The sequence below is a fragment of the Janthinobacterium sp. PSPC3-1 genome, from assembly GCF_049896105.1.
In the GTDB taxonomy this organism is placed as follows: domain Bacteria; phylum Pseudomonadota; class Gammaproteobacteria; order Burkholderiales; family Burkholderiaceae_D; genus Janthinobacterium.
Genome location: NZ_JAFCTQ010000014.1, coordinates 64,275 through 78,939, shown reverse-complemented (window position 1 = coordinate 78,939; position 14,665 = coordinate 64,275). Strand labels below are relative to the sequence as shown.

Annotated in this window: 12 protein-coding genes; 9 read left to right on the top strand and 3 right to left on the bottom strand. The window is 64.5% G+C overall.

The features are described from left to right. From ACP7B7_RS16345 to ACP7B7_RS16305, 9 genes are all read left to right on the top strand, one after another. Entirely contained in the window at window positions 1–651 is a 651-nt protein-coding gene (locus ACP7B7_RS16345; protein ID WP_426077334.1) for a hypothetical protein, read from the top strand. Between the two features lie 207 nt (window positions 652–858). Then, on the top strand, window positions 859–1,050 hold the full coding sequence (locus ACP7B7_RS16340; RefSeq protein WP_426077333.1) for a hypothetical protein: 192 nt from the start codon (window positions 859–861) through the stop codon (window positions 1,048–1,050). Between the two features lie 2 nt (window positions 1,051–1,052). After that, a complete protein-coding gene (gene fabI / locus ACP7B7_RS16335; protein WP_426077332.1) occupies window positions 1,053–1,829 on the top strand; it encodes an enoyl-ACP reductase FabI in 777 nt (258 codons plus the stop codon). 84 nt (window positions 1,830–1,913) lie between these two features. Continuing rightward, entirely contained in the window at window positions 1,914–4,139 is a 2,226-nt protein-coding gene (locus ACP7B7_RS16330) for a DUF3141 domain-containing protein (RefSeq protein WP_426077331.1), read from the top strand. A gap of 9 nt (window positions 4,140–4,148) precedes the next feature. Next, window positions 4,149–5,558: a bifunctional enoyl-CoA hydratase/phosphate acetyltransferase gene (locus ACP7B7_RS16325; RefSeq protein WP_426077330.1), complete on the top strand. Its 1,410-nt coding sequence runs from the start codon at window positions 4,149–4,151 to the stop codon at window positions 5,556–5,558. Continuing rightward, window positions 5,555–6,772 (top strand): acetate/propionate family kinase, encoded by a 1,218-nt coding sequence (locus ACP7B7_RS16320; RefSeq protein WP_426077329.1) that lies wholly within the window; start codon window positions 5,555–5,557, stop codon window positions 6,770–6,772. The genes ACP7B7_RS16325 and ACP7B7_RS16320 overlap by 4 nt, the downstream gene beginning before the upstream one ends. A 131-nt stretch (window positions 6,773–6,903) precedes the next feature. Beyond that, window positions 6,904–7,428: a hypothetical protein gene (locus ACP7B7_RS16315; RefSeq protein ID WP_426077328.1), complete on the top strand. Its 525-nt coding sequence runs from the start codon at window positions 6,904–6,906 to the stop codon at window positions 7,426–7,428. A gap of 179 nt (window positions 7,429–7,607) precedes the next feature. Then, window positions 7,608–9,590: a M43 family zinc metalloprotease gene (locus tag ACP7B7_RS16310; RefSeq protein WP_426077327.1), complete on the top strand. Its 1,983-nt coding sequence runs from the start codon at window positions 7,608–7,610 to the stop codon at window positions 9,588–9,590. A 13-nt stretch (window positions 9,591–9,603) separates the two neighbouring features. After that, window positions 9,604–9,939 carry a hypothetical protein gene (locus ACP7B7_RS16305; RefSeq protein ID WP_426077326.1) on the top strand — a complete coding sequence of 112 codons (336 nt, stop codon included), beginning with the start codon at window positions 9,604–9,606 and terminating at the stop codon, window positions 9,937–9,939. Between the two features lie 19 nt (window positions 9,940–9,958). Here ACP7B7_RS16305 and ACP7B7_RS16300 read toward each other — a convergent pair whose 3' ends face one another. The 3 genes from ACP7B7_RS16300 to ACP7B7_RS16290 all read right to left on the bottom strand — a co-directional run bounded on the left by ACP7B7_RS16300 (window position 9,959) and on the right by ACP7B7_RS16290 (window position 14,624). Further along, entirely contained in the window at window positions 9,959–10,174 is a 216-nt protein-coding gene (locus ACP7B7_RS16300; RefSeq protein ID WP_308924376.1) for a helix-turn-helix domain-containing protein, read from the bottom strand. A gap of 206 nt (window positions 10,175–10,380) precedes the next feature. Beyond that, on the bottom strand, window positions 10,381–12,735 hold the full coding sequence (gene parC, locus ACP7B7_RS16295) for a DNA topoisomerase IV subunit A (protein WP_308924377.1): 2,355 nt from the start codon (window positions 12,733–12,735) through the stop codon (window positions 10,381–10,383). A 62-nt stretch (window positions 12,736–12,797) separates the two neighbouring features. After that, window positions 12,798–14,624 carry a J domain-containing protein gene (locus ACP7B7_RS16290; RefSeq protein WP_308924378.1) on the bottom strand — a complete coding sequence of 609 codons (1,827 nt, stop codon included), beginning with the start codon at window positions 14,622–14,624 and terminating at the stop codon, window positions 12,798–12,800. Window positions 14,625–14,665 lie beyond the last annotated feature (41 nt).

The window sequence follows — 14,665 nt, the reverse complement described above, 5'->3', positions numbered from 1 at the left end:
ATGAAAAAGACCCTCCTCATCATTGTCATCGCCCTGATCGCTGTCTATGTCGTCAAGCGCATGGTGGTGGACCCGTACTTATGGAAAAAGGCTATCGTCACGCCCGAACATGCATTGAAACTGGGGAGCTTTGTTTTCAGCAAGCGCCGCGGGCATAACGGCAGCCAGAGCATGGAAAACCAGTATTTCGTTTTCAAGGTCACCGAGCTCCATGGCGACCATGTGCGGCTGGCCGTGATCCGGCAAATGCAGCAGGGTAAGGAGATTGTCACTGGCGAGTTTTCGACCACCAAAGAGGGCTATGCGGAGTTGAAGGGCACGGTCAGGAGCCTCCTGATCACGGGCATATCGCGCGACGATTTGTTCAGCCGCAATCGCAGCCGCGATGGCAGCCCCTATAAACTCGATGCTTACTTGCTGGAGAAATATCCGGCACTGAACACATCGCGCTATTATTTCGAGGATGTGCCCGAGAATAAAAGGAATCGTCCGATACCGGACGATCATATGGAGCGCATGGAGTATTTCACCCTGGTGTATTCAAAAAAAGAAATCATTGAACATGGCAGGCTGGTGGCATGGATACTGAATAACAGTCCGGAACCCGAATTGTCCAATGATCCGGAAAAGATCGATCTGATACTGAATTAATCCTTGGACAGTGCGCCGCACAATAGGCGCACTGTCATTGCATGGTCATGGTATTGCGGTAGAATTTGATTCAGATCAATGTTGCATTGCCGCAAACGCCGTTATAGTTGCCCCGTATCAAGGTGTCTTGACCGTGCGCACCATGCCTTCCGGACGCACCGTCAAGCTGTTGCCATTTATTGGAACCCAGACGGAAAAGCCACAGACATGAAGATGCACGACAGCGCGCCTGGCGCGTTCGACCAACTCAATCCCCACATCCCCATTTTGCTGCCGTATGCCCGCATCGGCAGCGTCACCCTGGCCACCTGCGCGCGCCGGCTCAATACGGGCGCGGCGCGCTGCATCAGCGCCGCCACGCCCTGGCCCGACCTGCTGCCACCGCAGCCGCGAGCGTGAGCATGACACGCCCATTATTCGGTTTGCAGGGAAAACGCGGACTGGTGGTCGGCATCGCCAATGACCAGAGCATCGCCTGGGGCTGTGCGCGCGCGCTGAGCGCGGCCGGCGCGGAACTGGCGCTGACCTGGTTGAATGACAAGGCGCGTCCGCACGTGGAACCGCTGGCGCAGCAGCTGGACGCGAGCATCACGGCGCCGCTCGACGTGTCGGTGCCGGGCCAGCTCGAAGCGCTGTTCGGCCAGATCGAACGGCAATGGGGCGGCCTCGATTTCCTCGTCCATTCGATCGCCTTTGCGCCCAAGCAGGACTTGCATGGCCGCGTGACGGACAGCTCGGCCGCCGGTTTTGCGCAGGCGATGGATGTCTCGTGCCACTCCTTCATGCGCATGGCGAAACTGGCCGAGCCGCTGATGGGGCAGGGCGGCAGCCTGATGGCCATGACCTATCTCGGCGCCGAAGAAGTGATCGCCGACTACGGCCTGATGGGTCCTGTAAAAGCCGCGCTGGAAGCGTCGGTGCGCTACCTGGCGGCCGAACTGGGCCCGGCCGGCATCCGCGTCAATGCGATTTCGCCGGGGCCGCTGGCCACCCGTGCCGCTTCGGGCATCGCCCATTTCGACCGCCTGCTGGCCGATGCCGAAACGCGCTCGCCGATGCGCCGCCTGGCCAGCATCGATGACGTGGGCGCCTTGTGCGCCTTTCTGGCCGGCGACGGCGCGCGCTCGATCACGGGCGGCACGCTGTATGTCGACGGCGGCTACAACATCCTTAATTAATCGATGGCGGCAGCCTGCGCCTGGCCATGGTGCCGGGTGCGGCAATGCCGTCCAACACGCTGGAAAGCACACACAAGGAACCCCATGAAGACACCATCCGCAGCCATTTTCTCGACCGGCGGCGTGCCATCGCTGGGCATGCTGGGAGACTACGCGCGCGACTCGTGGCAGCGCATCGTGCTGTACGCGGACGTGATGCGCAAGCGCGGCAACCAGTACCAGGAACACCTGGTCGAAGACGTGCCGAACGTGCTCGATTTCCCGGCCGAAATCGTGATGACGGGCGTGGACCTGCCGCGCCCCGTCAACTATGGCCTGGTGCGCATCCTGGCGCCCGACCTGCCGCAACCGGATCCCTCCAAGCGCCCGTTCGTGGTGGTCGACCCGCGCGCCGGCCACGGCCCCGGCATCGGCGGCTTCAAGGCCGAAAGCGAAGTGGGCGTGGCCCTGCGCGCCGGCCACCCCTGCTACTTCATCGGCTTCCTGCCCAATCCCGTGCCGGGCCAGACGGTGGAAGACGTGATGCATGCGGAAGTGGCGTTCCTGGAAAAAGTGATTTCCCTGCATCCGCACAGCGAAGGCAAGCCCACCGTGATCGGCAATTGCCAGGCCGGCTGGCAGATCCTGATGACGGCCGCCATGCGCCCCGACCTGTTCGGCCCCATCATTGTCGCCGGCGCGCCCGTGTCGTACTGGGCCGGCTGGCATGGCCGCAATCCGATGCGCTATTCGGGCGGCATGATGGGCGGCAGCTGGGCCACGGCGCTGGCGGGCGACCTGGGCAACGGCCGTTTCGACGGCGCCAACCTGGTGCAGAATTTCGAGAAGCTCAATCCGGCCAACACCCATTGGAGCAAGCAGTACAACCTGTACGCGAACATCGACACGGAAGCGCCGCGCTACCTGGAATTTGAAAAATACTGGGGCGGCCACGTGTTCCTGAACGCCGTCGAGATGCAGTACATCGTCGACAATCTGTTTATCGGCAACCGCCTGGCGACCGCGCAACTGATCACGTCCGACGGCGTGCGCCTGGACCTGCGCAATATCCGCTCGCCGATCGTCGTGTTCTGCTCCAACGGCGACAACATCACGCCGCCGCCGCAGGCGCTGGGCTGGATCACCGACCTGTACCGCGACGACGCAGACCTGCGGGCGCACGACCAGACCATCGTCTACTCGGTGCATGACAGCATCGGGCACCTGGGCATTTTCGTGTCCGGCAAGGTGGGCCACAAGGAACACCAGAAGTTCGCCAGCAATATCGACCTGATCAACCTGCTGCCGGCCGGCCTGTACGAAGCGAAGATCGTCGACAAGACGCTCGACACCCCCAACGCCGACCTGGCCAGCGGCGACTATGTACTGTCGGTCGAGCAGCGCCGCATCGACGATGTGCGCGCCATCGTGCAACCAAGCGTGGAAAACGACCGCAAGTTCGCCGCCGCGGCGCGTGTTTCGGAAGTCAACCTGTCGCTGTACCGCAGCTTCGTGCAGCCGTGGGTGCGTGCCGTGGTGACGCCGCAATCGGCGCGCATGCTGGAACTGATGCACCCGCTGCGCGTGTCCTACGAGCGCTGGAATGACCATAATCCGCTGGCCAGAATGGTCGCAAAAGAAGCCGACAAGGTGCGTGCCCACCGTACTCCGGTGGCTGCCGGCAATCCGCTGCTGGCGATGCAGGAAGCGTTCTCCAGCGCCATCACGGCGGGCCTGAACAGCTGGCGCGACCTGCGCGACGCCGCCACCGAGCAGACCTTTGACCTGGTGTATGGCAACCCGCTGGTGCAGGCGCTGGCAGGCCAGGGCGCCGGTGCCGTGCCCCGTCCGCATCCCGGCGTCACGCATGAACACAACGACGATGGCGCCAGCCTGGACGACGAGGTGTATCAGGGGGGGCTGGTGGACGCCGGCGTGCGCGCGCTGTTCTACGTCCACCGCCTGCGCACCGCCGCCGACGAGCGCCGCTTCAACCTGACCCTCAAATTGCTGCAGCCCCTGTTCGAGCAGGGCCTGCGCATGGATGACTTCCGCATCATCGTGCGCCGCCAGGCGAAATTGATGCAGCACGATTTCGAGGCCAGCATGGCGGCCCTGCCGGTGCTGCTGTCGCGCGCCCATCCCGAGGCGGTGCGCGAGATGGCCGCCGGCCTGGAACAGGTGGTGCTGATGCTCGACGCGCCCACGCCTGACGAAAAAGCCAGCCTGGCGCAGATGCTGGACGTCTTCGGCCAGGTCACGCAACAAGCCACCGCAACGAAACACGCGGCGTCCGGAAAGACGTCCGCCAAATCAGCGACCATCGCGTAAAGGCCCCAGATGAATCCTCATGATGAATTGAATATCGTGCGCAACCGCACGTTCGAACAGATCGCCATCGGCGACAGCGCCAGCATCCAGCGCACCCTGAGCGCCGACGATATCGCGCTGTTTGCCGTGATGTCCGGCGACGACAATCCGCAGCACCTGGACGCCGAATTCGGCGCCTCGTCGCGCTATCAGGGCGTGATTGCCCATGGCATGTGGGGCGCGGCCCTGATTTCGGCCGTGCTGGGCACGCGCCTGCCCGGCGCCGGCACCGTCTATACGGGCCAGACCCTGCGCTTCCTGCTGCCGGTGCGCGTCGGCGACACGCTCGATATCGGCGTGACCGTGACCGCGCGCGAAGCGGCCACGCGCAAGGTGACCCTGGCCTGCCGCTGCGTCAACCAGCATGGCGAGATCGTGCTCGACGGCGTGGCCGAAGTGATTGCACCGAACGAACAGATCGCACGCACGCGCGCCACCCTGCCCGAAGTGCGTCTGCACAATGGCGACGGCACGCGCCGCCTGGTGGAGCAGGCGCGCAGCAAGGGTCCGATCAAGGTGGCGGTGATCCACCCTTGCGATGAACTGAGCCTGGCCGGCGCTCTCGATGCGCATGCGGCCGGCCTGATCACGCCCATCCTGGTGGCGCCGCGCGCGCGCCTGGAAGCGGTGGCGGCGGCTGCTGGCCTGAGCCTGGCCGGCATCGCCATCGACGACGTGGAACACAGCCATGCGGCGGCCGCGCGCGGCGCCGAACTGGCAGGCAAGGGCGAAGTCGAAGCGCTGATGAAGGGCAGCCTGCATACGGACGAACTGATGTCGGCCGTGCTGGCGTCCAGCGCCGGCCTGCGCACCAAGCGCCGCGTCAGCCACTGCTTCCTGATGCAGACGCCGGCCTATCCACGCCCGTTCATCATCACCGACGCCGCCGTCAATATCGTGCCGACCCTGGAAATCAAGGCCGACATCGTGCGCAACGCGATCGACCTGGCGCACGTGATCGGCGTGGCCTGCCCGCGCGTGGCGATCCTGGCGGCGGTGGAAACCGTCAACCCCGCCATGCCGGCCACGGTCGATGCGGCGGCCCTGTGCAAGATGGCCGACCGTGGCCAGATCACCGGCGCCATCCTGGACGGCCCGCTGGCGTTCGATAACGCCGTCTCGATCGCGGCGGCCACCGTCAAGGGCATCGTCTCGGAAGTGGCGGGGCGCGCCGACATTTTGCTGGTGCCGGACCTGGAAAGCGGCAATATGCTGGCCAAGCAGCTCGAATACATGGGTGACGCGGACACGGCCGGCATCGTGCTGGGCGCCAAGATTCCCATCATCCTCACCAGCCGCGCCGACTCGCGCGCCAGCCGCATCGCGTCGTGCGCGCTGGCCGTGATGCTGGCCAGCCATTACCGGAGCACGCCACCATGAACGCAGCCATCAACTCAACTGACGGCGCGCTGATCCTGGTACTCAATTGCGGCTCGTCCAGCATCAAGTTCGCGCTGTTCGCGGCCAGCCACAGTGGCGTGGCGCAGCAGCCCGAATGGAGCGGCAAGGTCGAAGGCATCGGCCGTGAAAAAACGCTGTACCGCGCCGGCGGCCTGCCGGCTGAAACACTGGTGTTTGAACCGGAACAGGCGCACCACGAGGCGCTGGCGCATATCCGTGAAAAGGTGGTCGAACAGCTGGCGGGGCGGCGCTTGCACGCCGTGGCCCACCGCGTGGTCCACGGCGGCAGCAAGTATTTTGCGCCGGTGCGGATCGACGCGGCCGTGCTGGCCGACCTGAAGGCCTATGTGCCGCTGGCGCCGCTGCACCAGCCGTTCGCGCTGGAGGCGATCGAGGTGCTGCTCGAATCGAGGCCCGATATCGCACAGGTGGCGTGCTTCGACACGGCCTTCCACCACACGGTGCCGCAGGTCGAACAGATGCTGGCGCTGCCCTACGATGCCTGGGAACGTGGTCTGCGCCGCTATGGCTTTCATGGCCTGTCCTACGAATACCAGTCGCTGGTGCTGGAGCAGCGCTTCGGCAGCGTCGCGCGCGGCAAGGTGATCGTCGCGCATTTGGGCAGCGGCGCCAGCCTGTGCGCGATGGAGAACCTGGCCAGCGTCGGCACCACCATGGGCTTTTCGGCGCTCGACGGCCTGATGATGGGCACGCGCTGCGGCGCGCTCGATCCGGGCGCCGTGATCTACCTGATGGAGATCGAAAAGCTGTCGCTGGAAAAAGTGGCCCATGTGCTGTACCACGAGTCGGGTTTGCTGGGCATCTCGGGCGTGTCGGCCGATCCGCCGGTACTGCTGGCGCAGGAGGACCGGCAAGATGCCACGGGCGAGCGCATCTGCGCGGCGCTGGCGCTGTACGTGCGCCGCATCGTGCGCGAGATCGGCGCGCTGACGGCGGTGCTGGGCGGGCTGGACATGCTGGTATTTACGGCCGGTATCGGCGAGCACAGCGCAGTGCTGCGCCAGCGCATCTGCGACGAGCTGAAGTTTGTCGGCCCGGTGCTCGATGGCGAAGCGAATGCGCGCAACGCCAGCGTGATCTCGACGGCGGACAGCCGCATCGTGGTGGGCGTCGAGCCGGCGAACGAGGAATGGGTGGCGGCCCGCCATGCGGCAAGGGCGGTGTTGTCCTGAGAGGGTATTGCCTGTTTGCAGTGTTTACCCTCATGAGTGCGCTAGCGCACTGTGTGGTTTTTGATTGTTCTCTACTATGAAGTCATGCCACTGCGGTGTTTCACCAGAAACCAGCGCAGTGCTGGCAAATTTTGAACATTTTGCCCGCCTTTAGTCAGAATAATTTAAACCACTTGAAAGGTCACATCATGAACAAATTACTCGCCGCCCTGATCGCTACCGTATTTGCTACCGCAGCCATCGCTCAAACCACCACGCCAGTGGCCAATGCCCAGAATTCGGCGCAAAAAGACGTCAACAAGGCTGTGAACAAGGAAGCCAAGGTCGCTGCCGACGCTAACGAAGACGTCGCCAAGGCACAAGCCAAGGCTGATGAAAAGAAAGCCGACGCCCATAACAAGGCCGCCAAGACCAAAGCCAAGGCACACGACAATGTCGTTGACGCCGATCCGGAAGACAAGCTGAAAGCACAAGCCAAGGCCGACAAGAAAGACGCCAAAGCTGACGCCAAAGCCCACAAGGCTTCCGTCAAAGCCGACGAAAAACTGGCCAAGGAAAAAGTGGAAGCCAACGCTGACAAAGCCGTTGCCGCCACCAAGACCGCGGAAGTGAAAGCCAAGGCCGACGCTGACGTGAAAGCCGCGGCAGCCAAGTAATTGGCAGCATACGTCCGCAGGCCACTCCTGCGGTATGTAAGGAAAGAAAGACAGCTTCGGCTGTCTTTTTTTTTCGTCTGGACATTTTTCCCGGCTGCCTGCCAGCTTTGATCCGCATCAAATCCTCTCGTTTTCGCCATGCCATAGTGTTTTTCCGGACACACTGAAAGGGAAACATCATGGCCACCTCGAACCCCACTCCGCAAGTACGCCGCTGCGCCACCATGGACGTGCACCGCCGCCTGCTCAATGAGAGTCCGGCCTACGCCCTGGTGCGCGACGATATCGAAAACATGACCTTGCTGTACCAGGAGGGCCGCGGCATGGCCGGGCGCGCGGGCGTGACACACATTCCCGTGGTGGTGCACGTGGTGTGGAATACGGCCGCGCAGAATATCTCGGATGCGCAGATCGCCAGCCAGATCGATGTGCTGAACCGCGATTTCCGCCGCGCCAATCCCGATGTCGAGGCCACGCCGGCGCCGTTCCTGCCGTTCACGGCCGACGCGCGCGTGGAATTCGCGCTGGCCACCGTCGATCCGCATGGCGCCGCCACCACCGGCATCGAGCGGCGCCAGACCAGCGTGAGCGCGTTCGGCGCCGACGATGCCGTCAAATCGAACGCATCGGGCGGGCTCGATGCGTGGCCGGCCGTGTCCTACCTGAATATCTGGGTCTGCCAGCTGGGTGGCGGCCTGCTCGGCTATGCGCAGTTTCCCGGTGGCCCGGACGAGACCGACGGCGTGGTGATCCTGCAGTCGGCCTTCGGCACCGTCGGCACGGCCGCGCCGCCATTCCACCTGGGCCGCACGGCCACGCATGAAGTGGGGCACTGGCTGAACCTGAACCATATCTGGGGCGACGACGGCACCGGCTGCAGCGGCACCGACAATGTCGACGACACGCCCAACCAGGGCGGCGCGCACACGGGCCAGCCGCCGTTTCCTCAACTGTCATGCAATAACGGGCCGCACGGCGACATGTTCATGAACTATATGGACTATGTCGACGACCCGGCCATGTTCATGTTCACGGCCGGCCAGGTGACGCGCATGCAGGCTTGCCTCGACGGTCCGCGCGCCGCCATCGGCACCGTCGGTGGCGGCGCGCTGGCGCCGCGCCACAGTTCCTCGCCGGTGGTGGCCTGGGGCAGCAATCGGCTCGACGTTTTCGTGCCTGGCACCGACCATGCGTTGTACCACAAGGCCTGGGATGGCGCGGCCTGGCAGCCGTCCGTCACCGGCTTCGAAGCGCAAGGCGGCATCTGCCTGGGCGCGCCGCAGGCGGTGTCCTGGGGCGCCGACCGCCTCGATATTTTCGTTACCGGCACCGACAGCGCGCTGTATCACAAATGGTGGAACGGTTCGGCCTGGGGGCCGTCGCCGGACGGTTTCGAGTCCTTGGGTGGCCTGTGCGTGGGCGACCCGCGCGCGGTCAGCCGGGCACCGAATCGCCTCGACGTGTTCGTCGTCGGCACCGACCGTGCGCTGTACCACAAGTGGTGGGACGGCACGGCCTGGGGGCCATCCCTGAGCGGCTACGAAGCCATGGGCGGCGTCTGCCTGGGCCAGCCCGAAGTGGTGTCATGGGGCGAAAACCGGCTCGACATCTTTGTCATCGGCGTGGACCATGCGCTGTACCACAAGTGGTGGGACGGCGCCGCCTGGGGGCCATCGCTCACCGGCTATGAACGGCTGGGCGGCGTCTGCCTGTCGTCGCCACGCGCCGTCAGCTGGGGCCCGGACCGCCTCGACGTGTTTGTCACCGGCACCGATGGCGCGCTGTATCACAAATGGTGGGATGGCGCGCAGTGGGGGCCGTCCATCGACGGCTTCGAGCGTCTCGGCGGCGTCTGCGTGGGCGAGGTGGAAGCCGTCTCGTGGGCCGGCAACCGGCTCGACGTGTTCGTCATCGGCACCGACAGCGCCCTGTACCACAAGGCCTGGAATGGCACGGCGTGGACGCCATCGGGCGATGGTTTTGACAGCCTGGGCGGCGCCTGCACCTCGCGCCCGCGCGCGGCAAGCTGGGGTCCGGACCGCCTCGACGTTTTTGTGACGGGCACGAACGGCGCGCTGTGCCACAAGGCCTGGGCCGGCGGCGCCTGGCAGCCCGCCGCCGACGGTTTCGAGGACCTGGGTGGCGTCATCACACGGTTTTAAAGTGGAGAACAAGATGAACATAACGACGCAACAAGCGCTGCCGGTTGCGGGCAGCTGGACCCATTCCTTCGAAGAAGATGAAGCTGGCGTGCTCGTTTATCGTCCTACGCATGGCTACCCTTTCCCGCCGGCGCGGCGCGGCCGCGAAACCCTGGAGTTTGGCGAAGACGGCCAGTTGACGACGCTGATGGCCGGGCCCGATGACAGGCCGCTGGCCAGGCCGGTGGCGCAACTGAAAGCGATGGGCGGCAACCGCTATGCCCTGATGGACGAGGTGGTCAAGGTGCCGCAGCGCGTGATCGAAGTGATCGAAGCCACGCCCGAAGTACTGAAACTGGCCAGGCAATGACGCATCGACACCCGCCAGTTCAGCTTTCCCCGCGCAGCTTGCAGGCCAGCGCCGTGCGGTTCGCCACGTCGAGCTTCCGATACACGGCGTGCAACTGGTTGCGCACGGTGGCGGGCGACTTGCCCAGCACTTTGGCGATGGTTTTATACGCTGCGCCTTCGGCCGCCATGACGGCCACCTGCCGTTCGGCCGGCGTCAGGCTGGATGGGGAAGTGCTGGAAACTGCGATGGCCATGCCGGTTCTCCTGTCGATCTGCAGGCATGCCGATGTATGCCTTGCAGGGATAACGGGGAACGGCTGGGATTATGCAAAACTATTTGTGCAAAGACCGTAGGTCGGATTAGCGCGGCACAGCCGCGCGTAATCCGACAACATTGTTGACGCCGCCAACGGTGGTGTCGGATTAGCGCGGAGCGCTAATCCGACCTGCGCGGTAACAATCACCCGATCGCCGTCATTTTGACCGGCTTCAACTTCGATGCCAGCGCCTTGCCCTTCCTCGAACGCTTGCCGAAGTGGTCCGCCAGGCCGGTGGCGCCCAGCGACACATCCTGCGGCTTGGCACCACGGCCGATGCCGGACACCACCACGCCGCGCTGGGTGATCGGCTGCACGGCCAGCAGCTTGTCCTTGCCTTCCAGTTCGATCAGCTTGACGCCGGTGCCGCCCTTGGTCAGGGTCTTCATTTCATCGAGGCCGAACACCAGCAAGCGCGTGCCTTCGGTCAGGCAGGCCACGGCGCTGGCCGCCGCCGGAATGATTTTTGGTTCGAGCGGCACGTCGCCATCGTCCAGGGTGATAAAGGACTTGCCGCCTTTCAGGCGGCTGGCCATGTCGCCCGCCTTGGCCACGAAGCCGTAGCCGGCGCTGGTGGCCAGCAGCAGGTTGGTGGCGCCATTGCCCGCAAAGTAATGCAGGATGCGCACGGCATTGCCGGGCGTGCCGCCGCTCATGTCGCACAAGGTCGTGATCGGCACGCCGTCGCCGCGCGCGTTGGGCAGCGCCGACACCGGCACCGAGTAGATCTTGCCGTTGTTGCCGAAGCCGAGCAGGGTATCGACCGTACGGCACTCGAACGCGCCATGCAGGGCGTCGCCGGCCTTGAAGGTGAACTGGGCCGCGTCGTGGCCGATGCCGGTACGCGCGCGCACCCAGCCTTTTTCGGAAATGATCACGGTGACGGGCTCGTCGACCACCTTCTGTTCGGCCACGGCTTTCTGGGCTTCCTCGATCAGGGTGCGGCGCGCGTCGCCGAACTGCTTGGCGTCCGCTTCGATTTCGCGGATGATGGCGCGCTTCATCGAACCCGGGTTGTCGAGCAGGTCCTGCAAGGATTTTTCTTCCTTGCGCAGCTCGGCCAGTTCCTGCTGGATCTTGATGGTTTCCAGGCGCGCCAGCTGGCGCAGGCGGATTTCCAGGATATCGTCGGCCTGGCGTTCGGACAGCTTGAACGCTTCGATCAGGGCCGCTTTCGGCTCGTCCGAATTGCGGATGATGGAAATGACCTTGTCGATATTGAGCAGGATCGCTTCGCGTCCTTCCAGGATATGGATGCGGTCGCGCACCTTGCCCAGCTTGTAGCCGGTGCGGCGCGTGACGGTCTCGAAGCGGAAGGCGATCCATTCGCGCAGGATGTCGCCCAGCCCTTTTTGGCGCGGACGGCCATCGCCGCCTATCATCACCAGGTTGATCGAGGTCGACGATTCGAGCGAGGTATGGGCCAGCAGCATCAGCATGAACTCGGCCTGGTCCTGGTTCTTCGATTTCGGCTCGAACACCAGGCGCACGGGCGCGGCGCGGCCCGATTCGTCGCGGATGGTGTCGAGCGAATTGAGGATCAGGGCCTTCAGCGAGATCTGCTCCGGCGACAAGGCCTTCTTGCCCAGCTTGACTTTCGGATTGGTCAGCTCCTCGATCTCTTCCAGCACTTTTTGCGACGAGGTACCCGGCGGCAGTTCCGTCACCACGGCCTGCCACTGGCCGCGCGCCAGTTCTTCGATCTTCCAGCGCGCGCGCACCTTCATGCTGCCACGCCCGCTCGCATACATATCCTGGATCTGCGTGGCCGGTGTGATGATCTGGCCGCCGCCGGGAAAGTCCGGGCCCGGAATGATGGCCATCAGTTCGGCGTGCGTCATCTTCGGATCGCGGATCAGGGCCACCGCCGCTTTCGCCACTTCCGCCAGGTTGTGCGACGGGATCTCGGTGGCCAGGCCCACGGCAATGCCGGAAGCGCCATTGAGCAGCACCATCGGCAGGCGCGCCGGCAGCAGCTTCGGTTCTTCCGTCGAGCCATCGTAGTTGGGCTGGAAGTCGACCGTGCCCATGCCGATTTCATCCATCAGCAGCTTGGCGATCGGCGTCAATCGCGCCTCCGTGTAGCGCATGGCCGCGGCGCCGTCGCCGTCGCGCGAGCCGAAATTGCCCTGGCCGTCGATCAGCGGATAGCGCAGCGAAAAGTCCTGCGCCATGCGCACCAGCGCGTCGTACACCGACTGGTCGCCGTGCGGGTGCAGCTTGCCCAGCACATCGCCGACCACGGCGGCCGACTTGCGCGGCTTCGCGGTGGAATTGAGACCCAGCTCGTTCATCGCATACAGGATGCGGCGCTGCACCGGCTTCTGGCCGTCGCACACGTCGGGCAGGGCGCGGCCCTTGACCACCGAGATGGCGTAATCGAGGTAGGCGCGCTCGGCAAAGGTGGACAGGGTCAGCGCCTCGCCGTCGAACACCGGTTCATCGGGCACGGTCGGCTCGGGCTGGGCATCGTCAAATAAATTCGTTTGTGTGGACATGGTGCGGGCTTCAGTATTGAGTGATTGCGGTTGAATTCATGGGCTGATTATGACAGCCCGTTTTAAGATTTGGAGATCCTGTGCAGGCGATACAGGTGCAGCATGGTGAAATACAGCACGGCCAGCGCCAGCACGGCGCCCAGCCTGGTCATGGTGTGCGAGGCGTGCGATAGCGCGCCCGAGGGCTGGCCCGCCAGCAGCAAGCTGGCGATCGCCGGCGCCAGCACCAGCGGCCAGGAAAACCTCCAGCGCAGGTCGACGGGGGCGAACAGCATGCCCACGCAGGCCCAGGCGAACAGCAGGGCGCCCAGCACGTTCGCGTTCGCCGGCTGTACCTGGAGCGCCGTCAATCCGATGGCGCAGGCGATGACCCACGCCGCGCGCAAACGCGGCAGCATGGCTTCCGGCCAGCCGCATTGCGCATACAGGCCGTTGGCCGTGCGCAGCGCCAGCACCAGCAGGCAGAACACCAGCATCATGCTGTCGCTGATCGCCAGCCCGTGCGTCCCTTTGCCGCTCATGAAGATGCTGGCAAACAGCGACCCTCCCACCGCGTAGCCGAGCAGGCCTTGCAGCAGCGTGCGGTTGGCGGCGAACGCCAGCAAGGCCAGCACGCACAGCGCGCCGGCGGTGGCGATGCGCAGCGTCGGATCAGGAGCAGGCAGGAACAACAGCAGCGACACCAGCATGAACGGGACGATCCAGCCCAGTTGAGGCAGGCCGGGGCGCGCCTGCAGCATGCGCTGGTCGGCCCACTCCTTGACTGCCTGCAGCCTGTCGAACAGCGGCGCCGGCCAGCGGAAGGCCAGCAGGGCCATCAGCGCAAACGCCAGCGCCTGGAAGCCGAACAGGCTGATCTTGCTGCCAACGTCGTCGAGCTGCATACCGGCCACGCTGACCACGCCGGCCAGCATAAAGTGCAGCACGAAACCCAGGCCGGCCGACTGCAAGGCCGTCTGCTGGAAATAGCGCTTGGAAAAGACCGCATGCTCCCAGCGTTCGAACTGTTCGGTGTCGAGCTTGTAGGCCAGCATTTCACCGTGATGCCAGCGTATGGTGTACAGCAGTTCGCGCAACTGCCTGGTGAATTTTTCATCGAACAGCTGGCGCGCATAGGCCGATGGCGGCTTTTGCGACATGATGCAGTCCAGGCCAGGATAGTTCTGGCCGAAGTCGACGAAATGCATGAACGACTGGTCGGCCCGAAAACGCTGCACGGCGCTGCGTACCAGATCGCCATGGCTGCGCGCCAGGTAGGAAAAGTCGTGATTCCAGCCCAGCGCGGCAAACACGGCGTCGCGCAGCGCGATGTCGTAACCTTCGCTGGCGCAGTAGCGCAAGGCGCACAATTCGAATTCCTCGCGCACGTCGAGTTTCAGCAGGGCCTGGTCCTGCAGTGTGCCGGCGAGGACTGCTTCGGCGTCGGCCTGCTGCAGTTGGTCCAGGCAGGCCTGCCAGATACTGGCCGCTTCCTCGGCCGGGTCGATCTCGATGATGCCCCATAGTTCGGCAGGCGGCGGTGGCGGCGTGTCGATCACGCCCCACAGTTCGATTGGCGCCTGTTCCGTCACGGGGTCGACGATGCCCCACAATTCGGCTGGCGGCGCCTGTACCTCGGCCGCCGGCTCGGGCACTACAAGCGGCGCAGCTGGTGTCGCTACTTCCGCATCTTCCCGTAACTCCGCCAGTTCCTCGGCAAAGCGCGGCGCATGGTGCAGCGCATATTCATAGGCCTCGCGCAGCTCCTGGAACGCCTCCGGATCGTCTTCCGGGCGCGTGAGCTTCAGGCGTTTGGCATAGGCGCGCTTGATGGCGCGCTCGTCGCCGGTGGGCGCCGTGCCCAGGATCGCCCACAGGCTGCGCTGGCCGTTATGCAGGTCGCCATCCATCTACAGCAAACCTTCGTTCTCGGACGGCCGCGCTGCGTTGC